The sequence below is a fragment of the Streptosporangium oxazolinicum genome (assembly GCF_039537505.1).
In the GTDB taxonomy this organism is placed as follows: domain Bacteria; phylum Actinomycetota; class Actinomycetes; order Streptosporangiales; family Streptosporangiaceae; genus Streptosporangium; species Streptosporangium oxazolinicum.
The window spans coordinates 412566-438909 of record NZ_BAABAQ010000003.1; the positions used below are offsets into that span (position 1 = coordinate 412566).

The window sequence follows — 26344 nt, forward strand, 5'->3', positions numbered from 1 at the left end:
GGGGGATCAGCCGAACGGCAGCCGTACGACGGACTGGTTACCGACGCCGAGGTTGACGGCACCGTTGCCGATGGCGTTCCAGACCTCGACCCTCACCCGGCCGTTCGACAGGTTGCCGAGCGTGCCGGAGGAGGACTGCGGGCCGGTTCCCTGCGTGTAGTGCTCCCAGCCCGTCACCGGGTCGGTGGCGAAGTAGCCGTAGGTCTCCAGCCTGTCCCAGCTCCCGTTGCCGGTCAGGTCGTAGGAGACCCGGACCTGGGTGCCGTTGGCGACCGAGGTGCCCGCGTCCACGAAGAGGTCGAACGTGGTGGCGCCTCCGTTGTGGTTGGCGGTGAGGCCGGTCGCGGTGAAGACCTGGGCGTTGGTCGGGACGCCGTCGTGGTTGCCGTTCGCGGCGGCCACCGCGACGCTGCCCGCCGCGCCCGCCGTGCCCGGCAGCCCGCCGCCGCTCTGCAGGTAGCGCGTCGCGGCGAAGCCACCCGGGTCCGGCGTGGGCGTCGGGGTGGGCGTGGGGGTCGGGGTGGGCGTCGGGTTGGGGTTCGTGGTGCCGCCGCCCGCGTTGCCGCCGCTCCAGGTGAAGGCGCCGGAGGTGACCGTCTTGCCCGCCGGGACGTTGAGCACGGTCCCGTTGGAGAAGTTCACCGTGAGCGCGCTGCCGGTGATGTTGGACGCGACGTAGGTGCGCGCCCCGTTCTTGGTGAACACCTTGGCCAGCGGGTGGTTGGCGGTGATGGAGACGTCCACCGTGCCGAGGGCGGCCAGGTTGCGGATCCAGTGGAAGGTGTGCGCCCTGCTCTCCCCCTCCTCCGGGGTGTAGGCGCCGGCGCCGCGCAGGTTCGCCAGGGCCGCGTCACCGTTGCCCAGCGCCTGGAACTGCCACAGGATGTCCCGCCACACCGTGGGTGGCCCGCCGTTGTTGCGGACCAGCTCGGCGTAGTTGGTGTTCACGTAGGCGGGGTTGTCGCCCAGGTAGAAGTGCCCGCCGGTGATCGGGAGCATGTTGATGCCCTGGATCATCTCCGGCTCGCCGCTGAACCAGGTGGCGTACGCGCCGCCGCTGCCCCAGACCATGCCGACCGTGCTGTGGCCGAAGGCGGCGGGGAAGTTCTGGTTGCGCACGTCGAACCAGTACTCCTGGATCGCCGCGTTCTGGGTCGTGTAGATGAAGATGCCCGCGTCGCGGACGGTGGTGTTGCCGGTGGCCTGGCCCCACTGGATGAGGGCGTTGGCGAAGTTCATGCCCTCCGACGACGACTCCTGGTTGTTGCCCGAGCCGAACGAGCCGTGCCCGGCCGCCCAGTCGTGGCCCGCGTAGATGTCGAAGTCACGCAGGTACGGGAAGCGGGTGTCGCTCCGGTCGTAGTTGTTGGCGTCGCGGATCAGCAGGTCCACCATGCCGCCGTACTGGCTCGTCTTCGCCCAGTTGGGGTCGAACTTGGCCAGCGTCGCGGCGGCGGCGATGTAGTAGCCGTAGTGGAAGTGGTGGTCGTTGAGCTCCAGGTCGGAGCCGTAGGAGGCCGGGTAGCCGAGCAGGGTTCCCCAGCTCGGGTTGTAGTAGAAGACCCGGCTGGTCTTGCCCGGCGTGGCGGTGAACCAGTCGTTGAGGCGGGCGCGGATCGCGTTCAGCGCGGCGGTGCGCACCGACGTCAGGTTGAGCTGGTCGGCGATCTCCGCGATGCGGGTGGCCCGGCCCAGGCCCTTGCCGGTCCAGTAGGTGTCGTCGCCCCGAATGTCCATCGGGTTGCCGAGCTCGGCGTTGAGCTGGTTGGTGATCGTGGTGAGGTCCGCGCCGGAGCTGTCGGCCACCGCGGGGATCTCGGGCAGCACGCCGGTGTACTTCATCGTCGTCTGGAACTGCGTACCGGTGACGATCTTCATCTGCCCGCGCGCCGACACGTAAGTCTGCGCCAGCGGCGTCGAACCGGTCAGGTAGTTCCACTGGTGCGGGTAGAGCGCGATGACCGTGCCGGTCTGGGCGCCCTGCCTGGCCGTGGTGGTGAAGGCGTACGTCGTGGTGAGCGAGCTCGCGGCCTGGTTGTAGGTGTACGAGACGCGGGTGCCGGTGACGTGCGCGTGCGCGTACTGGCCGTAGGTGTTGGCCAGGGCCACGCGGTCGCCGCCCGCGGGGAGCGCCGCCACGGAGAAGAAGCCCCTGCCCGCCAGGGCGGAGCTGATCGTCGTACCGCTCACCGACCAGGTCGCGCCGGTCGGCGCGTAGGCGACGTAGTCGCGGCCACCGGCGGTGAAGCCGATGGTGGCGCCGCTGTTGGACCACACCGTGGGGGTGCCCGCGGTGGTGATCTGCGCGTCGCCCCCGGTGACCTGGAAGTACGCGAACGGCAGGCCGTGGCCGATGGTCGCCTTCATGGTCCGGCCCGCGCCACTCCAGTACGGGGTGACGGTCCAGTCGCTCCAGCCGTCGACCTTGACGTCCGGCGAGCTCAGGCCCGCGACGCCGACGCGGATGTTCTCGACGTACGGGTAGTGGTACTCGCCGACGCCGGTCGCGGTGCCGCTGATGGCGGGGGTGGTGTTGTAGGAGAAGCCCAGACCGTTGCCGAAGGTGTCGTACGAGATCGGGTGGGCGTGGAGCGGCTCGCTGTAGGCGCAGTCGGTCCTCTTGTAGAGGAGCGACGACCACCAGTCGTTGGTGGGCACGGCCCCGGTGGGGGCGTTGGCCGTCACCCACTGGCGGGGGTTGGTGGAGATGGAGCCACAGCCGGCCGGCAGTGAGCGGCCGGCCGGGAGGGTGTCGGCGTAGCTGCCGGCGCCGACCGTGGCGGCCTCGGCGGAGCGGGCGGCGCCGAGGCCGAACAGCCCGGCCACCATCGCGACGACCACACCGGCGGCGAGGCTCCGTCGTCGAGTCCTGAGACGGGCCGCCGAACGGGCGAGTCGTCCTTCACTGGGGTGCGCACTGTCCGGACCCGTGGTCCGGATCAAGGGATCCATTGGGGGGTGCCTCCGGGGAGAGGAATCGGGCTCTGAAGCGGGCCGATGCGAGAGAGCGCTCTCTCACCGAAAAGTAACGGGCTGCGTCACGGCAGTCAATGTTTCGCGTTGGTAACGAATAGGTAAAGTACAGAGGTGCAGGCGAGAGGGCGTAAGCACAGAAAATAGGGCGTTCCACCATCCGGTGGTGCCCCCTCGTTCACGCCCATCCCGCGTCGATTCCCTGGCCGACGATCAAGAAATGGCTCTATCCTGATCTGAGAGCGCTCTCTTAACTGATCGACGTTCACCGCCGGTCGGTTCCTTGGCGGTGCCCGCCCCTCGCGCGGCCACGCGATGACGGTGGTGCCCGGCACCCCTTGGCGGTATGCCCGCCCCACCCCCGGCCCGCCATCGTGAAGAGCGGTGAGCCCGAGCCCCCGAAGGCGCGGAACGCCGCGCTCGCCCCCGCCCGATCACCGTCTCCCGATCGGCGTCCCCCGATCGCCGTTCCCGCGAGAAGGCGCCGGAGCCGTTTCGCTCGTCCATCCGGAATCACCCCCATGGAATCACCCCCCATGGAGAGCCCGACCCCCTGAACCGTCGGACCACCTGGAGCCCGGCGATCCGGCGGCGCTTACCATCGAGTCGGCGGCCATGGACAGGGTGCCCTTGGCCGGCGCCTCCTGGATTGCGGGCAACGGCCCGTGAATCCTCCCCCTCGAAGGGAGCAGCCGCCGATGAACACCCCCGGCCGGATCGAGACGGAGTTCGCCGTGATCGGCGCCGGGCTGATGGGCTCGGCCACGGCGTGGGAGCTCGCCCGTCGCGGACACGCCGTCACCCTCATCGAGGCGTACGACATCGGCCACCGGCGCGGCAGCTCGCACGGCACCTCGCGGATCTACCGCCGGGCCTACGCCGACCCGGAGTACGTGCGCCTCACCGGCCTGGCCGGGGAGCGCTGGCGCGAGCTGGAGAACGACACCGGGGCGGCGCTGCTCCGCGTCACCGGCGGCCTCGACCTCGGCGCCGGGCGCGACCCCGAGGGGATCGCCCGGCTGCTGGCGGAGGCGGGCGTGCCGCACGAGCTGCTCTCTCCCGGCGCCGCGGCCGAGCGGTGGCCGTTCATGCGCTTCGACGGGCCGACGCTGCACCACCCGGAGGCGGGTACGGTCGACGCCGACGCGACGGTGGCCGCTGCAGTGGGCCGGGCGGCCGAGCTGGGCGCCCGGGTGATCACCGGCGTACGGTTCACCGGCGCGGAGTCCCTGCCCGGCGGGCGCGTCCGGCTGCACACCGAGGCCACCGGGAGCACAGAAGGCGTGGAGGTAACCGAAGGAACAGAGAGCACCAGGATCGCCAAGAGCGGCGAGGGCCCGGAGGTCACCGCCGCCACCGTCGTCGTCGCCGCGGGCGCCTGGCTGCCGGAACTCGCCGGACCGCTCGGCGTGCCGTTGGGACTACCCCCGTTGCGGGTGACCCAGCAGCAGGTCTTCCACTTCCGCTCGCGCTACCCGGAAGCCGCCTGGCCCGTCTTCATCCACGACGGCGACACGCAGATCTACGGGCTTCCCTCGGGCGGCGACGGCGGCCCCCTGCCCGCGGTGAAGGTCGCCCAGCACGACGCGGGTAAACCCGCCACCGCCTCCACCAGGGACGGCGTCGTCGACCCGGCCTCCCGTGCCGCGGTAGCCGCCCACGTCCGGAGGTGGCTGCCCGGCCTCGACCCGGTTCCGGTGGCCGAGGCGAGCTGCCTCTACACCGTCACCCCCGACGACGACTTCATCCTCGACCGCGTCGGCCCCTTCGTCATCGCCTCCCCCTGCTCGGGCCACGGCGCCAAGTTCGCCCCGCTGATCGGCCAGATGACCGCCGACCTGGCCCTCGGCCGCACCGTCCCCCACCCCCGATTCGCCCTGCGCCGCTTCACCTGAAAACCCGCCCCGCGCCCTCGTCACCGGGCCGGGCTGGTCGGTGTACGCGTCGTTGAAGGGCGCGGTGACCGTGCTGACCCGCTATCCGGCCAAGGAGTCGGGTCCGATGACCGTTTCCGGTCACGGCGTCAGGTGTCCAGAAGGACCGCGCGGGCCGCCGTGAGGCGTTCCACCTCGTCGCGGCCCGAGTCTCGGCCTGAGCCGTCTGAGCCGTCTGAGCCGTCACCCGAGACCTCGTCGGCCCATTCGAGCAGGCGGTGCAGGTGGGAGTCGGCCGTGGCCGTGGCGGGGCGGTGGCCGCCGACGAGGACCTCTCCGCCGGTCCCGTCGATGGTGATGAGCGTGCCCTCCGGGAGGGTGCGTCCACCGGCTCGCACGCAGGCGGCGGCGACGTCGACCGTGAGATCCGAGGCTCCCACGACGGCGGGTTTGCCCATCGCCCGCGCGACGACGGCGGCGTGACTGGCCGGTCCGCCCCGGGCGGTGACGACTCCCGCGGCGGCGGCCAGGCCGTGCATGTCAAGCGGGGAGGTGTACGGACGGACCAGGATGACCGGGCCACCGGCGGCCATCCGCGCCGCCCTGTCGGCGGTGGTCGCCACCCTGCCGACCGCGACCCCCGGGCAGGCACCCAGCCCTCGGGTGAGGAGGTCACTCGCGTCGGCCGTCTCCACCCGGGGCGTACGGGCGTGGCGAAGGTGGTGCGGAGAGACCCGGAGCAGCGCCTCGCGGCGATCGACGACGCCCGCGTCCGCCAGGTCGACCGCGACGCGGACGGCGGCGCGCCCGACGAGGTTGCCGGGCCGCGTCTGCAGGATCCACAGCTCGCCCGCCTCGAAGGTGAACTCCACATAGCACGTGTCGCGGTAGTACTCCTCGATCCGGTTCATCGCCTCCATGAGACCGGCCCACACCGTCGGCTCTCGTCCGGCCAGCTCGGCCAGTGGCCGGGTCGCCGACCTCCCGGAGACGACGTCCTCGCCCTGGCGGCCGAAGAGGACCTCACCGAACGGGACGCGCTCCCCGGTGTTGGGGTCGCGGCTGAACGCGACACCGGTGCCGCTGTGGTCGTCGCGATTCCCGAACACCATGGCCTGCACGATGACGGCCGTGCCGAGTTCGTGCGGGATGCCGTGCAGTTCGCGGTAGGTCCTGGCGCGCGGCGTGTCCCAGGACGAGAACACGGCCCGGATGGCCGGCTCCAGCTGCTCCGTCGCGTCGTCCGGCACCGAGCCTCCGGCCGGTCCGCCGACGAGGGCCTCGACGCCTCGGATCACCTCGGCGAGACGTGTCTCCTCGTCGCCGACGCCACGTCCGGCGACCTCGCGCGCCACGGCCTCCAGGCTCTCCGGCTCCACGCCGAAGACCGCCGAGGCGAAACCGGACAGGAACCGCAGGCGCGAGTCGAGCGCGAAGCGCGGGTCGCCCGTCTCGGCCGCCAGCCCGGCCGTGGTCTCGGTGGTGAGACCGAGGTTGAGGATCGTGTTCATCATGCCGGGCATCGACACGCTGCCGCCCGAGCGCACCGACACCGTCAGTGGCCGCTCGGAGCCGCCGAGACGCCGTCGCGTGGCGGCCTCAAGCCTGGAGACGGCGAACGCCAGCTCGGGGCCGAGACCGTCGGGAAACCGCCCGTCACGGAGGAAGGCGCGACACGCCCCGGTGCCGATGACGAACCCGGGAGGCACGGGCACCCCGAGCCGTCGCAGCACGACAAGGCCGTAACCCTTGCCGCCGAGGACGCTCGCGGTCTCCTCCACATCCCCAGAAAGGGGGTGAATCCAGGCCATCGATGTAGCATATCGACGTGCCGAACCCACCCCATGCGACCGGCGCCGGCCTGCTCGCGCTCCACACGCTTCGCTGCGTCGGGTTCGCCGGTCTCGCCCGCGTGTCCGAGGCGATGGGGCTCCCCGAGCCCGATGTCGAATCCGAGCTGATCGATCTCGCGGTGGCCGGTCTCGTCACGCACACCGCGGGTGACTTCGGCGGGTGGGGCCTCACCGAGGCGGGTCGCGCCGAGGACGCCAAGCGGATCTCCGCCGAGCTGGACGCGGCGGGCACCCGAACCGTGGTGGCCGAGGCGTACGACGACTTTCTCGTGCTCAACCCGGAGCTGCTGGATCTCTGCACGGCGTGGCAGATGCGATTCGTCGACGGTGTCGCGATACCGAACGACCACGCCGACCCTGCCTACGACTCCCGCGTCCTGGACCGGTTCGCGGACTTCAACCGGCGGGCCGACGTCGCCTGCGCGGGCCTGTACGCGGCGATGCTCCGGTTCCGGCGGTATCAGGATCGGCTCACCGGTGCGCTCGCACGCGCCAGGGCCGGTGAGCTGGGCTACTTGTCGGACAATCTTGAGTCGTACCACACCGTGTGGTTCCAGCTCCACGAAGACCTGCTCGTCACCCTGGGCATCCCGCGCCACTGAATCGTCCTGGCCCGCCCCGGCGCCGACGACACACCGGGCGACGCGACTCATCGGCCCTGTCTCCCGGGTTCTCGCGACCAGCCGGGGCTTGGTGCCACGCCTCGCCCGCCGCGTACGGCGTGTGAAGCGCGCGGAGCCCCCGAGCGGTCCGTCTCCACGACCGTCTCCCGGGCCGCCGGGTCGTCAGAGCCGCGTTCTCCCTCAGACACACGGCCACCTCCCGGATCGGGGCGTCAGGAGACGGCCGCGTTCTCTCACGGACGCACGGCCGCCTCCCGGGCCGCGTTCTCTCACGGGCTGGAAAGCACCTCGTCGAGCTTGGCGGCGAACGCCTCGTGCCGGGTGCCGAAGGCCCCGTGGTCACCGGGGAACATCACGTGCCGCCCCCCGATCTGCTCGGCGACGACGAAGGAGGCCCGGTAGGGCGGCTGTCCCTCCGAGTCCTCGCCCGCCACCATCACGACGCGCGCCGAGGAGGTCCGCAGCGCCTCGACGTCAGGGAGGTATACGACGAACGGCGACACCTCGTAGCCGATGAAGAACTCCATGTTCTTCTCCATCCGCGCCATCGCCTCCGCCATCTCGACGGTGGGCTCCCCCCGCTCCCCGCGGGGGGCCGCCTCCTCGTGCTCTCTGCCGGTCCTGTCGAACCCGGCGGCGAAAGCCCGCATGGCGGCTCCGGTCCCCTCCGTGGCGAACGCCTCCTCCACGTCCCGGATGACGGCGCGCCAGCGGTCACGGTCGGGCAGCAGCTCGAAGAGGGGCGGCTCGTGGGAGACCAGGGTGCGCACCTGCTCGGGGTGGCGGGCGGCCAGCTCCAGGCCGATGATCGCGCCGGAGCTGTTGCCGAAGACGTGCGCGGGCTCGTCGGCGGTGACCCCCACCTCCACCAGCACGCGGTGCGCGTCGTCGCCGTGCACCTCGATGCTCTGCGGCTCCGGCGGCCCGTCCAGGGGGCTACGCGAGTTGCCGCGCCGGTCGTAGGTGACCACGGTGTAGCGGTCGGCGAGCCGCTCGGCCAGACCCGCGTATCTCGCGGTGTCGTAGATCCCGCCGCAGATCAGCAACAGGGTCGGCCCCGAGCCGCGGATCTCGTAATGAAGGGTCGCACCGGGAACCTTCAGGGTGTTCGTCTTCATGGGCTGCATGGTCGTTCCTCCTCGAAATCGTCGTCCGTCTCGCTTCGCCGATCACAGAGAACCGGAGCCACGGATGCGTTCTCGCATCCCCACCCGCAGGACCCCGGGGAAAGAGCGCCTCCTCCTGTGGCGGGCCGCACCGCCGCCACCGTCCTCCTCGCTTCCCCTCGGGGAGGACACCTCGCTTCCTCTCAGGGAGGACATCGCACGTCACCGACCGGCCGAGGCGGCGAGGCGCGCATAGTAGTGCGGGTCAACACTCCTGATCATGCCAGCCGGCACCGACAATTCCGGGCCGGAACCGTGTCCTCGCCCACCCTCTGCCAAGCCGACCGCGCCGATCGGACCGGGCGGTACGCCGGGCGCCGCTTCCATCAGCGCGCAAGCGGCTTCCGAGACCGCGCAAGCACTTACATGAAACTTTCCGTACAGTAACCAACGCAACACAGTCGTTACGTTTCATGTATTCGCTGAAATCTTGCAGCAATCTGTTCGTCATTTTAAGGTGTGGATACCCCCCGGGCACCACCGGCCGACCTCTCCGGCGCCTCTGGCGCCTCCGGCCGCGAAGCGTCCGGCTCTTCGTACACTGAAGGGTCAGCCGATGAACAAGTCCGGCAGGCTAAAGGCCTGGACCATCGCCACGATCGCGGCGCTGACGGCGGGAGGGCTGGTCTCCTTACCCGTCACCCCCGCCACGGCCGCCGTACGAGCCGACTCCCCGTTCGACTTCCCGGGGCGCGGCGCCACCGTGCCCTTCTTCGAGATAGAGGCCGAGGACACCGCCCACTCGGGCCAGGTGATCGGCCCCGACCGGATCTACGGCCGCCTCCCCTCGGAGGCCTCGGGCCGCAGGGCGGTGACGCTCGACGCCTCGGGTGAGTACGTGGAGTTCACGCTCACCCGGCCGGCCAACGCGATGTCACTGCGCTACAGCGTGCCGGACAACGCCTCGGGAACCGGGCAGAACACCACCGCCAGCCTGCGGATCAACGGCACGCACCTGAAGGACCTGCCCCTCACCTCCAAGTACGGCTGGTACTACGGCGGCTACCCGTTCAACAACAACCCCGGCGACACCAACCCCCACCACTTCTACGACGAGACGCGGACCATGTTCGGGTCCACGCTCGCGGTGGGCGCCAAGGTGCGTGTCCAGTTCACCGGCGGCATCCCGGTCACCGTGGACCTGGCCGACTTCGAGGTCGTCGGCGCCCCGATCGCCCGCCCGGCCGGTTCGCTGTCGGTCGACGACTTCGGCGCCGTCAAGAACAACACCGGCGTCGACAACACGGCCGCCTTCCAGGCCGCGGTCAACGCCGGAAAGGCCCAGGGCAAGGAGGTGTACATCCCCGAGGGGACGTACAACCTCTACGACCACGTAGTCGTGGACGGCGTCACCCTGCGCGGGGCCGGTCCCTGGTACAGCGTGCTGGGCGGGCGCCACCCCACGCAGCGCAACCGGGCCGTCGGCGTCTACGGCAAGTACGTCCAGGGCGGCGGCTACGGCGGTGAGATCCGTCCGCACGAGGCGGGCGGCCCGAGCCGCAACGTCACGCTCAAGGACTTCGCCATCATCGGCGAGATCATGGAACGCGAGGACAACGACCAGGTCAACGCCATGGGTGGCGCGATGACCGATTCGGTCGTGGACAACGTGTGGATGCAGCACACCAAGGTCGGCGCCTGGATGGACGGCCCGATGAACAACTTCACCATCAAGAACAGCCGCATCCTCGACCAGACCGCCGACGGCGTGAACTTCCACACCGGCGTCACCAACTCGACCGTGACGAACACGTTCCTGCGCAACACCGGTGACGACGCCCTGGCCATGTGGCCGGACCGGCTGCCGAACGTCGGCAACAAGTTCACGTTCAACACCGTCGGCGTCACCTTGCTGGCCAACAACATCGTCACGTACGGCGGCAGGGACATCCAGATCACCGACAACGTGGTGGCCGACACGGTCAGCAACGGCGGCGGCATCCACATCGCGAACCGCTACCCGGGCGTCAACTCCGGCCAGGGCACCGCGGTCGCCGGAACCCACACCGTGGCCCGCAACACCCTGCTCCGGGCGGGCAACAACGACTTCAACTGGCACTTCGGCGTCGGCGCCATCTGGTTCAGCGGGCTCAACGAACCGGTCAACGCCACCATCAACGTCACCGACACCGACATCCTGGACAGCTCGTACGCCGCGATCCACATGATCGAGGGCACCACGAGCACGGTCAACTTCAGGAACGTCAACATCGACGGCACCGGCACGTACATGATCCAGGCCCAGTCGGGCGCGAACATGACGTTCAACAACGTCAGGGCCGCGCACATCGGCGCGGGTGTCGCCATCCACAACTGCGTCGGCGCGGCCTTCACGCCCGTCTTCGGCACCGGCAACACCGGCTGGAGCCCCAGCAGCACGACCTGCACCGGCACCTGGCCCACGCCGAACTACATCTACCCCGGTGGCGGCGGCAACACCGGCGGCCTGTCCGGCTCCCCGGGCAGCCTGTCCTTCGCCGCGCGCCAGGTCGGCAGCACCAGCCCGGCGCAGGCCGTCACCATCACGAACGGAGCCGCCACCGCGGCCCCGATCGGCTCGGTGACCGCCACCGGCGACTACGCCCAGACCAACAACTGCGGCAGCTCCCTCGCCGCGGGCGCGACCTGCACGGTCAACGTCACCTTCACGCCGACCGCGACGGGCACCCGCACCGGTACGCTCACCGTCGCCAGCAGCGCACAGGGCGGCCCGGTGACCGTGAGCCTCACCGGCGGCGGCACCAACGGCGTCGCCCTCACCGCCTCCCCGGGCAGCCTGTCCTTCGGGGCGCGCCAGATCGGCGCCTCCGGCCCGGCGCAGGCCGTCACCGTCACCAACACCGGCACCGCCACCGCCACGCTCGGCACGGTCGCCACCACCGGCGACTACGCCCAGACCAAAACCTGCGGCACCACCCTCGCCGCCGGCGCCTCCTGCACCGTCAACGTCACCTTCACCCCCACCGCCTCGGGCACCCGTACCGGCACGCTCACCGTCGCCAGCAACGACCCGAACAGCCCGCTGACGGTCGGCCTGACCGGCAGCGGCATCGGTTCGACCACCAACCTCGCGCTCGGCGCGACGATGACGGCGAGCAGCTCCAGCAGCGGCTTCCCGCCGAGTAACACCAACGACGACAACACGGCCACCTACTGGGAGTCGATCGCCAACGCCTTCCCGCAGTGGCTGCAGGCCGACCTCGGCTCCCCCCAGAGCATCGGGTCCATCGTCCTGAAGCTGCCGCCGCCGGCCGCGTGGGCGACCAGGACGCAGACCCTGTCCGTCCAGACCAGTACCAATGGCACCACCTGGACCGTCGTCAAGCCCTCGGCCGGATACACCTTCAACCCCGCCACCGGCAACAGCGTCACGATCCCGCTGCCCAGCACAACCGCACGCTACGTCCGGGTCAACTTCACCGCCAACACCGGCTGGCCCGCGGCCCAGGTCGCGGAGTTCCAGATCTTCCCGGGCGGCGGCAACCCCACGCCGACCGTGTCGCTCGCGGCCTCCCCGGTCAGCCTGACGTTCCCCGCCAGGACGGTCGGCAGCACCAGCCCGGCGCAGGCCGTGACGGTCACCAACACCGGCACCGGATCGGCGACGCTCGGCACGGTCGCCACCACCGGTGACTACGCCCAGACCAAAACCTGCGGCACCACCCTCGCCGCCGGTGCCTCCTGCACCGTCAACGTCACCTTCACCCCCACCGCGACGGGCACCCGTACCGGCACCCTGAGCGTGGCGAGCAACGACCCGAACGGGCCGCTCACCGTGAGCCTGACCGGCACCGGCGGCTCGGCGCCCGTCACCAACCTGGCGCAGGGCAGGCCGACCACGGAGACCAGCCACGCCCAGGTGTACGGGTCGGGCAACACCGTGGACGGCAACGCCAACACCTACTGGGAGTCGAACAGCAACGCCTTCCCGCAGTCGGTCACGGTCGACCTCGGCTCCACGCAGAGCGTCGGCCGGGTCGTCCTCAAGCTGCCCCCGGCCGCCGCCTGGGCCACCCGCACCCAGGCGGTCACCGTCCTGGGCAGCACCGACGGGACGACCTTCACCAACGTCGTCGGCTCGGCGACGTACACCTTCAACCCGGCCACCGGTAACACGGCCACCATCACCTTCCCGGCCACCAGCAGGCGCCACCTGCGCCTGACCTTCACCGCCAACAGCGGCTGGCCCGCGGGTCAGCTCTCCGAGTTCGAGGTGTACGCCTCCTAGCCTCGCCGCCGACCCTGGCACCGGATGGGGGGAACACCCCCCATCCGGTGCTTTTCTCGTCGTGAAAAATGCTTTTCACCCCTGTCCGGCGCTTTATCGTCCCGTCCGGTGGTTTTCGTCCAGGCCGTAAAGCCTTCACCGCACCCACGACACCAAATCCCCGTACGGATCGGGCTTTTGGTGTCAACCGAACACCCTCACCCCCCGTCTCCCCTTATGCCCCATCTGTCGTAAGCAGGAGGCGACGTGCGCGTCCGCTCGGTTCTCTCAGTCGCCGCCCTGGCCGGGGGCCTGGTCCTCCTGTGGCAACCCCTTCCCTCCTCCGCGGGGCAGGGCTCGGCCGCCATCGTGGAGTACGAGTGCACCACCGACGGCGTGACCGAGAAGCAGACCATCGAGATCAACGTCGAGATGACGATGCCGACCGGCGCCACCGCGGGACAGCAGTTCACGATCGGCTGGCGCGGCACCTACGTCGGCACCGGGCTGACGGCCCCCACCGCGGGACTGCCCGAGGGCACGAAGCTGTACGCGTACGCCTCCATCAGCGACCTCCCCGGGCTGACCTCCGCCACCGGGGTGGGCACCCTCGACACGATCGGCGCGGGCCAGACCATCCTGCTGCCGACGGCCCAGATCACGCTCGCGACCACATCCAACAATCCGGGCACCGCTGCGGTACGGCCCGCCGCCATCAATTTCGGGACCCTCCCCAACAATCCGCTGATCGAGTGCGAGGCCCTGAACAAGGACACCCTGACGCCCTACCCCCTCACCGTCACCGGGGACGGCCAGGCGACCGACCCCGCCCCGACGGACACCGCCACGCAGCCCGTCGGCGAGACCCCGCAGGACGAGGACACCGAGACGACCGAGACCCCGCAGGACGCGAACGGCGAGATCGCCGAGACACCGGCCGGAGGAGCCGACACCGGAGGCGGCGGCGAGACCGGCCCCGACGGGCGCGCACTCGTGCTCACCGGCTCCCTGATCACCTTCGGCGCCGTCACCGGCCTGCTGATCCGCCGCCGCGGCGTCAGGACGACCCTGGACCGACGAGCCTGACCCCGGCACCCCGGCCCGGCGCGAGACCCGGCGCGCCCGTAACCGTCGTGGTCTCCGCCGAAGTCGCGGTCTCCGCAGAAGCGGAACGAGCGCGAACAACCCGGTGCGCACGATCCTTCACACCCGGGCCCGCGACTATCGGGGAAGAACGTCGAAAAGGCCGTTGGGCCGCGCGTTCACGCGGCCCAACGGCCTTTTCCGAGTGCGCCGCCAGGGACTCGAACCCCGGACCCGCTGATTAAGAGTCAGCTGTCGGGAAAAGACTGCGCGCCGGCCTGCGTCGGCTTCGGCGGCTTCGTCGCTGTTTTCGGGACCGGGAGCACGCCAGCGGCGGCAAGGTCAGCCTGGCCGATCAGCGGCCCCGAGCACACGTCGGTCAGTACCTGGTCCTGCTCAGGGTGCAGCAGGACGCATCCGGTCAGGACGGAGAGAAGCGTCAGGAATTCGAACGTCATTTCACGGTTCCAGGAGGCCTGCGTGATGTTGTCGAGGCTCGAGGTCCGGCGCTTGTTTCGGGGGTGGACAGTCCGGTCGTTCAACCATCGCCACACAATGCGCCGACCGGAAACCGTGTAGTCGATGACCTCTTGACGTACGGGGGCGAATGTTCCGCTGCCCACGGTGAGCGTCTGTGCTCTGGGGTCATAGTCGAGGTGCTCACCGAGCCTCTCAGGAAGTGCCCTGACGGCAGTCAGGCACTTAACGCCGAACCGTTCGACAAGGGAACGTTCTGAGCCTCCCCGCCCTGCGTCGGGATCGACGCAGCGACTGCCGTAGGTGTGGAGCCAGAGTATCTCGCGTCCGATCGTCACCGCGCGACTCCATAGCGTCGAATCCGCAGTGAGTGGGACACGGACACCCGGTTGCCGAAGATGCTCCCTGAATCGGCGGGTATATCCGGGTTGCGCCGTGATCGCCGCGACATATGCCAGCACGTCGTCTGCACAGACGGGAATGCCCAGCCGGATGCGGAGGTGTTCGAGCAGGTCCCGGGTCATATTGGGGACGCTGCCCAGGCAGTCGCGCCAGAGCGGACGCACGCCACCGCCGCCCCAGCCGTTGAAATGATCTAGATCAGGGATGAGCCCGGAAAAGACCAGCGCCGGGCCTTCAGTGATCTCGTGTACGTCCTGCTCCGAAACGTAGATCTGGTGCTCGGATCGGACTTGCCAGAGCGGCGGACGGGCCATGACGAGAAGCCGGTTGTCGGGGATGAGCCACTGCCGGTCAAACGAGCGGTAAGCAACCTGAATCGGCTCGGGACAACTGCCCGACTCCTCTGCCAGCGAGCGCTGGACTGGTGGAAACCCAGGCAGTGGGCCGACTCGGCTGTGCAGGGTGCGATCCCGTCCCTCTCGGAAAAATTCACGTTGGTCCTCCGTCGAAGCGGCGAGGAATGTCCGCCACCGGGTGCGCAGGACCTCGGCGGTAGGCGCGTATACCCATGCTCGACCGGGGGTAATGCCCCTCGACCGCCACGGCATCAGGTCACCGAGCGAAGGGAACGCCGCCCATTGCGGGTCGGCGGCCGGAAGAAAGGAGTCCTGCCACCCCATACCGCAGGTGTGCCAGCGTGGTCCTGTCGTCGTCAACTGCGCCAGCGCAGTTGTCTTCTCCTCGCGCGTTCCGTGCAACTCCAGATGGCGGACTATCGCCGGGGTCTCTACGTCCGAGTTCGCCGTCCTGGCGAAGACCAAGATGCTGAGCTGGCGCCCGACGTCGGGCCCGAGGACCCGGGTCACGATCGGCGGGCGGTTCCCTTCCGGGGTGAGCTCGATGACCCAGCCCAGGTCACACGTGCGTCGCAGATACTGGCGCAGGCCCCGGAAGGCGGCACCTCTGATCACACTCGACGGTACGATGAACGCCACTACACCTTCTGGCATGCGATGTTCAGCCTCGAACACCTTCCAGGCTGCCCAGCGCAGGAAATACCACGGCATTCCATGCAGGTCCGATTCATAGCGGCCGAGGCCATCAGCTCGAAACTCGTCAAGCGAGGGGCGATCACTCCTGGCTCCGAGCCGGGGCATTCCCCTGCGCGGGCGTTCGACCCATTCGGCTCGGCCCTTGGCGTTCTCCACATGCGGTGGGTTCCCGATCACCACCATCACGGGGACCCTGCGCTTGATGTCGTTCGCCTTGTCCCGCGCCTCCTCCATCACTCGATACGGCGCGCCCAGCGTTGGTTGCACATGGTTCGGATCGGCTAACGCGTCGGTGAGAAACCGCAGAGCCTCAAGTGGGGTCTCCACCGCGAACCGACTCTGGAATGAACCATGGATACGGAGCTCAGCCACCGCGTACGGGGCCACCTGAATCTCGAACCCGATCAGCCGGTCGGTGACCAGGTCGTTGACGTAATCCTCCCGGGACCCGTGCCCGAGCTTGTCGGCAACACGATCCGCGACACAGCCAATGACCTCGACCAGGAAGGTGCCGGTTCCCATCGCCGGGTCGACGACCACCACATTGTCGTCGGCGAACCCCCACTCCTTACCAAGGTGCTCACGAAGCACCTCGTCCACAAACCGGACAAGATGGCGGGCGACACCGACCGGGGTGTAGTAGGAGCCGGTCTCCTTCCGGAGCATGGGGTCGTAGCTCGCGAGGAAACGTTCGTAGAGGTAGGCGTAGGCGTCCGCCGGGCTGACGTCGAGCGTTTGCATATCGGCGACACTGATCACGCGGCGGAGGGTCTCGATGGTGTTGAGCTCGTCATCGGCCCCGCTGGTGAGCACCGCGAACGCCTGCCCCATCAGCAGGTGCCGTTTGCCCAGTTGCCGAGCAATCTCTTGATAGGACTCGCCGACCAGGTCGATACCATCCGAGCGAGCCAGCAGCAGCGCGAACGTGACGGTCTGGGCGAAGGCGTCGGCGAAGCGCTCATGGTCGAGCCCTGGAAACAACAGCTTCCGCCAGTCGTCGGCCAGCAACGCCAGCCTCATCTGGGAGCGCTTCTTCAACGGGTCGGTGATTGCGGCGTACACCTCGTCCTTCAGCAGGCCACACAACCCACCGATGATCTTCACGAGGGAGCCCAGCGTCCGAGGAGACTCCGGTTCCCAGAGCATGAACCGTCGAACGATGCCCATCAAGTCGGCGACGGCCGACGCCGCCGGACGCCGCAACTCCGCGACGGTGTTCGCCAACCTGACGATCGGCGAAATCCGCTCGCCGAACGAGTACTGCGCCCAGGTAACCCCGTCCGAGTACACCACATTCGGAAGGGCGGAGAGCTTGCCCCACTGCTCCAGATCCCGCTTGTCGGGGCGCCACTCAGACGCTCCTGGCACCCCCTTGCCCGGTCTCTTCAACTCGACGTAACCGACGCGGACCTGTCCGATGTTCACCGCGTAGTCCGGCCGCGCCCGCAGATGCTTCAACCGCACCTCGCCGTAGGGAATCGCCTTGACACCAATCAACGCGCCGAGGTCGCGCAGCAGGGTCTCCAACGGCCCACGGAACTGGTCCTCCTCCGCGCCGCCCAACCCTCGCTTCTCCGCCACCGTCCGGCCGAACCTAGCCACGATCGCATTCGCGGTGGCTCCGGTGTCGAGCTTGGGAATTTGGGCCACGTGCACCTCCGGTCGATGACCAGCACCCCCACTCACTGTGACCGCCGCACCGGAATCCATCAAGATACGAAATAACGAAAAGCAGGCTGTTGAGCGCACGTCTTTCGCCCCGAATCGCTCTCGGCGGCGCTGACTCACCAGCGGCCGTGACCGCGATCCTGGCCGCGGGAGCCAGCCAAAGGCTTCTTCGTCATCGACGCGCCGCCGTCCTCGCGCCTGTTCCACCCGGCTCGTCCCAGCATGGCCTTAGCACAGATCAGGCCCGATCTCCAGCAAGGAGATCGGGCCTGATCAGAGGTTGTGCGCCGCCAGGGACTCGAACCCCGGACCCGCTGATTAAGAGTCAGCTGCTCTAACCAACTGAGCTAGCGGCGCTTGACTTCGACAAGCTTACCGGACCCGGCTCGGTGGTCCGTACATGAGCCGATATATGCCTATGAGGGGCATCGGACGGTGGGAATTCCCGCCGGGCGGGGCGCGGGGAAACTCCGCGATGACCTGGTGACACGAGCGGAAACAGAGTAGGGCGAACAGTGTTCCATACCGGCTGACTTGGGAAAATGCCGTTTAGGGCTCCTCGCTCGGGTAGATGACCGGAGCCCGGAGTATCAAGTCAAGGGAGATGTTCAACCATGCAACCTGAGCTCTGGAACTATCGCGCCGACGTGTACGACCAGGACAAGTCGCTCGACGTCGCCGGGTACCACGTCGAGGCCACCGACGGGAAGATCGGCTCCGTCGACGAGGCGACGTACGAGGTCGGCGAGAGCTACCTCGTCATCGACACGGGTCCGTGGATCTTCGGCAAGAAGGTCCTCCTTCCGGCGAGTACGGTGACGCAGATCGACCCGCAGGAGAAGAAGATCTACGTCGCGCGCACCAAGCAGGAGATCAAGGACGCCCCCGAGTTCGACGAGTCGAACTTCAGGGAGCCCGCGTACCGCGACCGTGTCGGCGAGTACTACGGCCGCTTCCCCTTCGGCGGCGGACCCGGCGCGTTCTGAGCCTCCTCTCCCCCCGGCCTTCGGCCGAGACGACGAAAAGGGGCCCCGCCATGTGGCGGGGCCCCTTTTCGTGCCGGGAACGGGCGCCTCTCAGAGCCGATCAGGGCCAACCAAGGCCAATAAAGCCAGGTCAGGGCCGTTCAAGGGTGATCAGGGCCGTTCAAGAGTGGTCAGGATCGGTCAGGGCCAGGTCGGGTCGCCCGAGGAGTCGACGGGGCCGGGGATGACACCGAGACGTTCGAGGAGGATGAGAAAGGTGGAGGCGTAGGGGGAGTCGCGCACGACGGCGGCGACGCGGTCCCAGTCGACCTGCTCGCGCAGGGCGCGGACCTGGGGCAGCAGGGATCCGTAGTCGCAACTGTGCTCGGAGAGTGGCAGCAACCACGAGATGACCAGGTCGGTCGCCTCCAGGACGGGCAGGATCACCGCCGAGGCCTTCATCGGCTCCGCGCGCTTCAGCAGCTCGGGGGTGACCGGATGGTCGCAGATCGAGAAGATCAGATCCACCAGCCTGCCCTCGTCGAAGGCCTTGACCAGCCAGTCCTCCGGCGGCTGCCTGGTCGTCTCGAATCCCAGCTTGCCCAGCGCCTCAAGCGCGAGCGGAACGTCCTCCTGGGGGAGGACGAAGTCGACGTCGTGGAGCGAGGGGGCGGCTCCGCGCGCGTAGGCCGCACAGCCCCCGGCGAGTGCGAACCTGACGTCCGCGTCTTTCAGCCCGCTGCTCGCCCGCTTCAGCGTTTCCAAAATCGCGTCGGTGACCTCGTGACTGTGGCTTCCCATAGCCCACGCGTACCCCATAGCTTCCCAGGTAGGCATGTCAAACCTTTGCTTGGGTAAACGGAGCGCATGATTCAGCCCCAACATGTACAAAAAGAGCATCCTGAGCCTGGAGAGACTCGCAAGGAGCGGGTGGACCGCGAGCTGGGCGAGTTGTTACAGGGCCTGCGCGTCGCGGTCACCGGCGTGCAGGTGTTGTTCGCCTTTCTGTTCAGCCTGCCGTTCGCGGCGGGCTTCAACAAAGTGGACACCCTGGGGCACTGGCTGTTCTTCATCGCCCTGCTGAGCGCGGCCATCGCGTCCGTCTGCTTCATCACCCCCGCCGCCCAGCACCGCCTGCTGTTCAGGACCGGGTTGAAGGAGAGGATGCTGCACCGCGCCAACGCGCTCGGCATCGCGGGGGCCGCCGGGCTCGCGGTCGCGATGACGAGCTCGGTCGCGCTGGTCGCGGAGACGGTTCTCAACGCCTGGCCCGCGGCGGTGTTCGCCGGGGGCGTGGCCCTGCTGAGCGCCTGGCTGTGGTTCATCCAACCCATCGTTGATCTATACAGAACCAAGGATGATGAAGATGTTAAGTCGTGAATTGTGAGGGCAGGGGGCGGTTATGGCTACCTTGCTTTGGATCATCGCAGTTGTTCTCGTCATCTCCGGGATCTACGTCATCCTGGCCCGTCGCGACCTCCTCTGGGGGATCGTCCTGATCGTCCTCGGCTTCCTCGTCGGCCCCGGGGGCGTGAGCATCTTCAATGTGTGACGCGGGCCTCGCGCTCGCGGCATCACACGTCCGGTGCGAGCCGAGTGCTCGCACACCGTCCAGGTACGGGCCACCCGACCCGTGCGCCGTTTCGTACGGTCTGATGTCCGTACGCCGTCCAGAAAGGTGCGGGCCTGAGGCCGGCACACTTCTCACCGTGGGTCTCACGCCCGCGAGAACGTCCGTAAGAACGTAAGCGCCCCGAATTCCCACAGAAGCCTCGCGGGCCGGGTTGTAACCCGGCCCGCTTCTTCTGTGTCAGGGACATGTTCCCCAGACCGAACCCGGCGTCGGACGCCCGTTGCCGGGCCTCCGCCACCGGGCTCCCGAGCCTCAGGTCCCGCCCCAGGCCCGCTCCAGGTCCCGCCTCAGAGGAGATACACGCCGTACGCCCGGCCCAGCACCGGCAGCGCCGCGTTGCGCACCCTGATGCCTCCCGGCGTCACGCCCTTCTCCGTACCGGAGTGGGCGTGCCCGTGGATGATCAGGTCGGCGCCCTCGGCGTCGACCGCCTCGGCCAGCAGGTAGCTGCCGAGGAAGGGATAGATCTCCAGCGGTTCCCCGGCGAGGGTGTCCTTGACCGGCGAGTAGTGGGACAGCACGACCCTGCGGTCGGCCTGCAGCTCCTTCAACGCCACCCGCCAGCGGTCGGCGATCCGCTTGGTGTGCCCGACGAACGCCTTGATCTCCGGCTCGCCGAAGTCGCTGGCGCACTTGCCCGCGTACCCCCCGCCGAAGCCCTTGCCGCCGACGACGCCGAGCCGCACCCCGTCGATGTCGAGCACCGTCGCGTCGTCGTGCAGGACCTCGATCCCGGTGTCGCGCAGCAGGGCGGCGATCTCGGCGGGCATGTCGGAGTGGTGATCATGGTTGCCGAGCACGGCCACCACCGGGATCGGCAGGTCGCGGAACTCGTCCGCCACCACCCGCGCCTCCTCCATGGTGCCGTGCCGCGTCAGGTCGCCGGCGAGCAGCAGGACATCGGCCTTCTCCTCGATGTCGTGGAGCCGCTCGCGATAGCTCCCCCTGCGGCTCTCGTCCAGGTGCACGTCCCCGACCGCCGCGATCCGCACTTCTCTCACAGCCTCTCCTCCCTCACCGGGTCCCGTACGTCCACGATGTCGATCTCGTTGTGGACGTCCAGCCCCGGAGCGGCCTCACCGGCCACCTCCGCGATCAGCTCGCGGCGCTCGGTGCCGACGACCTGGCCGCGCAGGTAGAGCTGATCGCCCCGGACGTCCACCCGGATGCCGAGTTCCGTGGTTCTCTCGTCCTCGGCGAGCGCGCGCTGCACGCGCGCCGCGACGTACTGAGGAGCCTCCATCGTCGAACTCCTTTCCGTCCAAAAGTCCTCGCCTTCCCGCGAATCCCAAGGTCAAACACGTTTAAAGTCCCCGCTCGGGGCAGGGGATGCGGTCATGCCCAGGACGCAGGCACGCCTGCCCCGTACACCCGGTGGAGTCGTGTCCATGAAGATCGCGATGGTGTCAGAGCATGCCAGCCCCCTCGCCACCGTCGGCGGAGCCGACGCCGGGGGCCAGAACGTCCACGTCGCCGCCCTGTCCCTCGCGCTCGCCGCGCGCGGGCACGAGGTGACCGTCTACACCCGCAGGGAGTGCCCCTCCCAGCCCGAGGAGACCTCCCTCGCCCCCGGGGTCACCGTGGTCCACGTACCGGCGGGACCGGCCATGACCCTGTGCAAGGACGACCTGCTCCCCTGGATCCCGGACTTCGGCCGATGGCTCGCCAGGCGGTGGAGCGCCGCGCCACCCGACATGGTCCACAGCCACTTCTGGATGAGCGGCCTGGCCGCCCTCGCCGCCGCGAGGGACACCGCCGTCCCCATCGTGCACACCTTCCACGCCCTCGGCACGGTCAAGCGCCGGCACCAGGGCATGGCCGACTCCAGCCCGCGCGAGCGCCTCAGGATCGAGGCGATGGTCGCCTCCCAGGTGGACGCGGTCGTCGCGACCTGCGCCGACGAGGTGGCGGAGCTACGCCGGATGCGCATCCCCCGGAGATGGACGAGGGTGGTGCCCTGCGGCGTCGACGTGGGCTCCTTCACCCCCTCCGGCCCGAGGATGGACTTCGGGCCGGGTCCCGTCCTGCTCGCCCTCGGCCGTCCCGTCCGCCGCAAGGGTGTGGACACCACGATCCACGCCCTTTCCCGCATCCCCGGCGCCACCCTGGTCGTCGCCGGTGGCGACCTGGACGACCCGGAGGCGCAGCGGCTCGCGCGCGTGGCCGCCAGGTGCGGCGTCGCGGACCGCGTCAGGTTCCTCGGCAAGGTGAGCAGGGAGGACGTCCCCACCCTGATGCGCTCGGCGGACGTCGTGGTCAGCATGCCCTGGTACGAACCGTTCGGCATCGTGCCGCTGGAGGCCATGGCCTGCGGCGTACCGGTGGTCGCGTCCGCGGTGGGCGGGCACCTGGACACCGTCGTCCCCGAGGTCACCGGCCTGCTGGTCCCTCCGCGCGAGCCCCACGCGCTGGGCGGCGCGCTGCGCCGGCTGCTCGCCGCGCCGTCCCTGCTGGCGGCCTTCGGCGCCGCGGCCGTCGCGCGGGCCCGGTCTCGCTACGACTGGAACCGGATCGCCGCCCAGACCACCGCCGTGTACACGGAGGTGCTCTCCTCCCGCGTCTCCCGCCTCCCGGCGCGGGGAGCGGACGGCCCCTGCGAAGTCCACTCCTGCCCCGGAGCCGCCTGACGGCTCCGCCCCGTCCCAGTCCGTTCCGGTCCGTACGGCCCGCGTCCCGGTCCGTACGGTCCTTACGGTTCGAAGGCGGTTTCGTGAGTCGGACGTGCGGAGGCCCCCGGTCCCGTGGACGGGATCGGGGGCCTCCGCGTACGAGGCCGGTCGCCGTTGGCCGACCTCACGGCCTACTTGCCGGTGGCTCTGTGGATGCTCCGGGCCGCGGACCGGTCGATCGCGGCCTTGACCACGCCGAAGATGGCGCCCTGGATGGCCGCCGCGACAAGGACCTCGCGCCAGCCGTAGTCATCCGATGTGGCCTGGGGAGCCTCGTCCTCGCCGGACGCGAACTTCCAGACCTGCTTGAAGACCGCTCCGGCGATCGCGCCGCCGATCATTCCGGTCACGGCACTCGCACCGCGGGATACGACTCTGCTCACGTCCTGCCCTCCGTTCGCGTTCACTGAAACGGCACGCCTACCCGCAGGAACCGGCCCCTAACGGATCCGGACCGGCGGGGTCGCGGCTCCCTCACGCGAGAGGCCCGCAGGTCACACCGCCGGGGGGTCGTTGTAGTGACGCTCCTGGTAGGTGCGGCGGTGGGTGACCGGGTCCTCGATCACCGTGGTGGCCGTGGTGTCCGCCACCGCCCGGCGGGCGAGGCTGAGCCGGTACACGGCGAACAGGAGCCACGCGAGACCGCCGATCATCAGGATGACACCGACGACGTTGATGTCGAATCCGGCGATGTCGAATTCGACCGCCCACGTGAGAATGGCGCCGAGCATAATGAGAACGATGCCGCCTGCGATGGTCATGGGATCTCCTCCTTCGAGCCAACGCATTCCCATCTATCCCCCACGCGGATCTCAAACGTCACCCGGCGGAGGTAGATGCGGACCTCGGCCTCCCATTCGTCGTCACAGGCCCGACGGCCCCGGGAAAAGCGTCGGCCGTGCCCTCCCGTAAAACGGGCGGGCACGGCCGACGGTGTGGCGATTCCTCTCCCAGCGGCGGGGTCACCGGACGGTCTACTGGGCGGGCAGGACCGCGCCCTTGTACGTGTCCTCGATGAACTTCTTGACCTCGGGACCGGCGAGGAGCTCGGCGAGCTTCTTCACGCGGGGGTCCTCCACCTTGGCCGGGACGGTGACCAGGCCGTTGGCGTACGGGTTTCCCTCGCCCTTCTCCAGGATCAGGGAGTCGGTCGCGGGCTGCAGCCCGGCCTCCAGGGCGTAGTTGCCGTTGACGATCGCGGCGTCCACGTCCTCCAGGGAGCGGGGCAGCTGGGCGGCCTCAAGGGGCTTGAACTCCAGCTTCTTGGGGTTGTCCGCGACGTCGCGCTCGGTGGCCTTGACGCCGACGCCCTCCTTGAGGGTGATCACGCCGTTGTCGGCGAGGAGCTTGAGCGAGCGGCCGAGGTTGCTCGCGTCGTTGGGCAGCGCCACCTGGGCGCCCTCGGCGAGCTCGGAGACGTTCTTGATCTTCTTGGAGTACAGGCCGAGCGGCTCGATGTGCACCGGGGCGACCCAGCTGAGCTTGATGTCCTTGCCCTTGGAGAACTCCTCCAGGTACGGGATGTGCTGGAAGTAGTTCGCGTCCAGGTTGCCCTCGTCGAGCTGGGTGTTGGGCTGGACGTAGTCGGTGAACTCGACGATCTCCAGGTTCAGCCCGGCCTTGGCGGCGAGGTTGTCCTTGACGTACTTGAGCACCTCGCCGTGGGGCACGGGGTTGACCCCGACCCTGAGCGGGGCGTCGGCCTTCGGCGTGCCGCCGGCGGGCTGGGCCGTGTCTGTGGACGTCCCCCCGCACGCGGCCAGGGTTCCGGCCAGGATCAATCCGGCCACGACCCCAAAGATCTTGCGCATGACTCTCCCTTAATTCCCCTTATATCAAGTAGGAAATATATCTCACATAAGGGAGTGCGAGGACAAATCCTTACTGGTCCCGCAGGGCGAGCATCTGCGCGATCTGTGCCGCACGTGAGACGTCGACGCGCTTCGCCATCTGTGTCACCTCGGGGTGCAGGCCGGTCGCGACCTCCACCTTGGCCATCTGGGTGGCGTCGTCCTGATGGGCGATCAGCATGTCGAGGAACCTCCGCTCGAACTCGGCCGGTGGCGCGGCGATCAGCGCCGCCATCTCCTCGTCGCTCACCCCGGGCATCCCGCCGTGGGCGGCGTGCTCGTCGTCCTTCGCGGTCGCGGGCTGGCCCCACGCGGTCAGCAGGCCGGACATCGAGGTGGACTCGCGCTCCTGGGTCACGCCGATCGCCTCGGCGAGCTCCTTGACCTCGGGGCGCACCGGCCGCTCGCGCACCAGCCGCACCAGCCGTACCCCCTGGGTGTTGTGGGGCACCATCATCTGCAGGAACATCACGTCGGGAGGGTTGAAGGGGACTCCCGCGGCGCTCCCCATCGGCGGGGCGGGCGAGGGGGTGGGCAGCCCCGCGCCGGCGCCGTGCGCCGAGTGATCCTCGGCCCCATGGCCGCCCTGCCCGGAACCCTGGTCCGAGCCCTGTTCGGAGCCGCTGTGCGCGCCGTGATCGGACCCCTGACCGGAGGCGGACGGCGTCGTCACCGGAACGGGAGTGGCGGCGGCGCTGGAGGCGCCGTGCGCCCCGTGACCGGCCGGGCCTCCGCGGAGTTCCTGGATGCTGTCGGCACCGCAGCCGGAGAGCAGGAGGAGCCCCAGGGCGACCATCGGAACCACCGGAACCGTACGCTTCATGACGAACCCCTCGATTCTCGGGAGAGCGACGATCCCGGCCGGGGTGGCCGCGGCCACCCCGGCCGGATTTCACCGGGTCAGACGCGCTGCCACAGGGCCGCGACGTTCGGCGGCTCCCAGCCGGCCAGCGCGGTGTGCGCCTGCAGGCACCGGTAGGTCACACCGTTGTAGGTCACCGTGGCGCCCACCGCATAAGCGGTGCCCGCCCTCCAGGTGCCGCCCGGCTGGGCCGTCGGAGTCGGGGTGGGCGTCGGGGTCGGCCTCGGGGTCGGGGTCACCGTCGGGGTCGGGGTCGGCGAGGGGTTGGGGTTGCCGCCGCCGAAGTTCACGTCGGAACAGGTGTAGAAGGCCTCGGTGCTGCCCACGATGCGCTGCCAGATCGAGAAGATGAGCTGGCGGCCACTCCGCTGCGGGAGGTTGATCGTCCAGTTGGTGAACTGGGTGGGGTTCTGGTTGTTGAAGGTCCTGATGTGCTCCAGGTCCGACCAGCGCAGCGGCTGGGTGGGGTTCCAGCTCTGCTTGGTGATGTAGAACTCGAAGTTGCTGTTCGCGTGCGGCGCGGTCGCGTGGTACGTGACCGTGAGCGGTCCCGGGGAGACCTGGGTGGCGGGCCAGTCGGCCCTGGCGAGGTTGAGCCCGCGATACTTGTCACGACCGGCGCCGCACAACTGGCCGTCGGGGATGATCTGGCGGTGGTTGCCGCCGGCCTCGAGCCGGGACACCTCGTGCCAGTCGTAGAACGCCTGGGTGCCCCCGGCCGCGACGGCCGCCTTGCACGCTTCGGACTTGGGGGTCTCCGGGCCCTCGTTCTTGCAGACGTACGCCCGGCTGGGCGGGTTCGACATGGACCCGTGGGCCACCGCCGCGGTGGACGGCAACAGCGCGAACAGGGACCCTACGCTGATCACGGCGGCGGCACCGGTGGTCACCTTGTGTCGAAGATGCACGTGGACTCCTCCAGGAGCGGGAAATGGGAGGCAGGACTGTCCAACGAGCCGACGGATAGCACGTTATTAACAAGAAACC

The 26344-nt window shown here is 69.2% G+C and carries 20 protein-coding genes and 2 tRNA genes; 8 read left to right on the plus strand and 14 right to left on the minus strand.

The window, feature by feature from the left end; all coding sequences use genetic code 11:
* Positions 1 to 6: 6 nt before the first annotated feature.
* Positions 7 to 2841 (minus strand): glycosyl hydrolase, encoded by a 2835-nt coding sequence (locus tag ABD817_RS11355; protein WP_344917778.1) that lies wholly within the window; start codon positions 2839 to 2841, stop codon positions 7 to 9.
* Positions 2842 to 3671: 830 nt separating this feature from the next.
* Here ABD817_RS11355 and ABD817_RS11360 point away from each other — a divergent pair.
* Positions 3672 to 4868 (plus strand): FAD-dependent oxidoreductase, encoded by a 1197-nt coding sequence (locus ABD817_RS11360; protein ID WP_344917779.1) that lies wholly within the window; start codon positions 3672 to 3674, stop codon positions 4866 to 4868.
* 128 nt (positions 4869 to 4996) lie between these two features.
* Here ABD817_RS11360 and ABD817_RS11365 read toward each other — a convergent pair whose 3' ends face one another.
* The gene (locus tag ABD817_RS11365) at positions 4997 to 6658 is read right to left on the minus strand and encodes a pyruvate, phosphate dikinase (protein WP_344917780.1); all 1662 of its coding nucleotides are present in this window, start codon (positions 6656 to 6658) and stop codon (positions 4997 to 4999) included.
* A 17-nt stretch (positions 6659 to 6675) separates the two neighbouring features.
* On the opposite strand from ABD817_RS11365, the gene ABD817_RS11370 reads away from it, so the two are divergent.
* Positions 6676 to 7302 (plus strand): transcriptional regulator, encoded by a 627-nt coding sequence (locus ABD817_RS11370; protein ID WP_344917781.1) that lies wholly within the window; start codon positions 6676 to 6678, stop codon positions 7300 to 7302.
* 290 nt (positions 7303 to 7592) lie between these two features.
* Here ABD817_RS11370 and ABD817_RS11375 read toward each other — a convergent pair whose 3' ends face one another.
* A complete protein-coding gene (locus tag ABD817_RS11375; protein ID WP_344917782.1) occupies positions 7593 to 8441 on the minus strand; it encodes an alpha/beta fold hydrolase in 849 nt (282 codons plus the stop codon).
* A 604-nt stretch (positions 8442 to 9045) separates the two neighbouring features.
* On the opposite strand from ABD817_RS11375, the gene ABD817_RS11380 reads away from it, so the two are divergent.
* On the plus strand, positions 9046 to 12717 hold the full coding sequence (locus ABD817_RS11380; protein ID WP_344917783.1) for a choice-of-anchor D domain-containing protein: 3672 nt from the start codon (positions 9046 to 9048) through the stop codon (positions 12715 to 12717).
* Positions 12718 to 12963: 246 nt separating this feature from the next.
* Complete coding sequence (locus ABD817_RS11385; protein WP_344917784.1) at positions 12964 to 13782, plus strand: hypothetical protein; 819 nt, start codon at positions 12964 to 12966, stop codon at positions 13780 to 13782.
* Between the two features lie 203 nt (positions 13783 to 13985).
* Here the strand turns inward: ABD817_RS11385 and ABD817_RS11390 are convergent.
* The 3 genes from ABD817_RS11390 to ABD817_RS11400 all read right to left on the minus strand — a co-directional run bounded on the left by ABD817_RS11390 (position 13986) and on the right by ABD817_RS11400 (position 17735).
* Positions 13986 to 14051: transfer RNA gene (locus tag ABD817_RS11390), tRNA-Lys, on the minus strand.
* Complete coding sequence (locus ABD817_RS11395; RefSeq protein WP_344917785.1) at positions 14028 to 17360, minus strand: type ISP restriction/modification enzyme; 3333 nt, start codon at positions 17358 to 17360, stop codon at positions 14028 to 14030. The genes ABD817_RS11390 and ABD817_RS11395 overlap by 24 nt, the downstream gene beginning before the upstream one ends.
* 301 nt (positions 17361 to 17661) lie before the next feature.
* Positions 17662 to 17735 (minus strand) — tRNA-Lys (locus ABD817_RS11400).
* A gap of 257 nt (positions 17736 to 17992) precedes the next feature.
* Between ABD817_RS11400 and ABD817_RS11405 the strand changes: the two genes are divergently transcribed.
* A complete protein-coding gene (locus ABD817_RS11405; protein ID WP_344917786.1) occupies positions 17993 to 18364 on the plus strand; it encodes a PRC-barrel domain containing protein in 372 nt (123 codons plus the stop codon).
* Between the two features lie 180 nt (positions 18365 to 18544).
* Here ABD817_RS11405 and ABD817_RS11410 read toward each other — a convergent pair whose 3' ends face one another.
* Positions 18545 to 19144, minus strand: a complete 600-nt coding sequence (locus tag ABD817_RS11410) for a nucleotidyltransferase family protein (protein WP_344917787.1) — start codon at positions 19142 to 19144, stop codon at positions 18545 to 18547.
* A gap of 66 nt (positions 19145 to 19210) precedes the next feature.
* Between ABD817_RS11410 and ABD817_RS11415 the strand changes: the two genes are divergently transcribed.
* Positions 19211 to 19723 (plus strand): DUF6328 family protein, encoded by a 513-nt coding sequence (locus ABD817_RS11415; protein ID WP_344917788.1) that lies wholly within the window; start codon positions 19211 to 19213, stop codon positions 19721 to 19723.
* 22 nt (positions 19724 to 19745) lie between these two features.
* Positions 19746 to 19895 carry a GPGG-motif small membrane protein gene (locus tag ABD817_RS11420; RefSeq protein ID WP_184719841.1) on the plus strand — a complete coding sequence of 50 codons (150 nt, stop codon included), beginning with the start codon at positions 19746 to 19748 and terminating at the stop codon, positions 19893 to 19895.
* Between the two features lie 368 nt (positions 19896 to 20263).
* Here the strand turns inward: ABD817_RS11420 and ABD817_RS11425 are convergent, their stop codons facing one another.
* Both ABD817_RS11425 and ABD817_RS11430 read right to left on the minus strand, forming a co-directional pair.
* A complete protein-coding gene (locus ABD817_RS11425; protein ID WP_344917789.1) occupies positions 20264 to 20977 on the minus strand; it encodes a metallophosphoesterase family protein in 714 nt (237 codons plus the stop codon).
* The gene (locus ABD817_RS11430) at positions 20974 to 21219 is read right to left on the minus strand and encodes a BON domain-containing protein (protein WP_344917790.1); all 246 of its coding nucleotides are present in this window, start codon (positions 21217 to 21219) and stop codon (positions 20974 to 20976) included. The genes ABD817_RS11425 and ABD817_RS11430 overlap by 4 nt, the downstream gene beginning before the upstream one ends.
* 145 nt (positions 21220 to 21364) lie before the next feature.
* On the opposite strand from ABD817_RS11430, the gene ABD817_RS11435 reads away from it, so the two are divergent.
* Positions 21365 to 22603: a glycosyltransferase gene (locus ABD817_RS11435; RefSeq protein WP_344917791.1), complete on the plus strand. Its 1239-nt coding sequence runs from the start codon at positions 21365 to 21367 to the stop codon at positions 22601 to 22603.
* Between the two features lie 173 nt (positions 22604 to 22776).
* Here the strand turns inward: ABD817_RS11435 and ABD817_RS11440 are convergent, their stop codons facing one another.
* The 5 genes from ABD817_RS11440 to ABD817_RS11460 all read right to left on the minus strand — a co-directional run bounded on the left by ABD817_RS11440 (position 22777) and on the right by ABD817_RS11460 (position 26265).
* On the minus strand, positions 22777 to 23028 hold the full coding sequence (locus tag ABD817_RS11440; RefSeq protein WP_344917792.1) for a DUF4235 domain-containing protein: 252 nt from the start codon (positions 23026 to 23028) through the stop codon (positions 22777 to 22779).
* Positions 23029 to 23139: 111 nt separating this feature from the next.
* Positions 23140 to 23406: a DUF6458 family protein gene (locus tag ABD817_RS11445; protein ID WP_344917793.1), complete on the minus strand. Its 267-nt coding sequence runs from the start codon at positions 23404 to 23406 to the stop codon at positions 23140 to 23142.
* A 213-nt stretch (positions 23407 to 23619) separates the two neighbouring features.
* The gene (locus ABD817_RS11450) at positions 23620 to 24456 is read right to left on the minus strand and encodes a MetQ/NlpA family ABC transporter substrate-binding protein (RefSeq protein WP_344917794.1); all 837 of its coding nucleotides are present in this window, start codon (positions 24454 to 24456) and stop codon (positions 23620 to 23622) included.
* Positions 24457 to 24526: 70 nt separating this feature from the next.
* On the minus strand, positions 24527 to 25318 hold the full coding sequence (locus tag ABD817_RS11455; RefSeq protein WP_344917795.1) for a DUF305 domain-containing protein: 792 nt from the start codon (positions 25316 to 25318) through the stop codon (positions 24527 to 24529).
* Between the two features lie 77 nt (positions 25319 to 25395).
* Positions 25396 to 26265, minus strand: coding sequence for a lytic polysaccharide monooxygenase auxiliary activity family 9 protein (locus tag ABD817_RS11460; RefSeq protein WP_344917796.1), 870 nt, complete (start codon positions 26263 to 26265; stop codon positions 25396 to 25398).
* Positions 26266 to 26344: the final 79 nt, after the last annotated feature.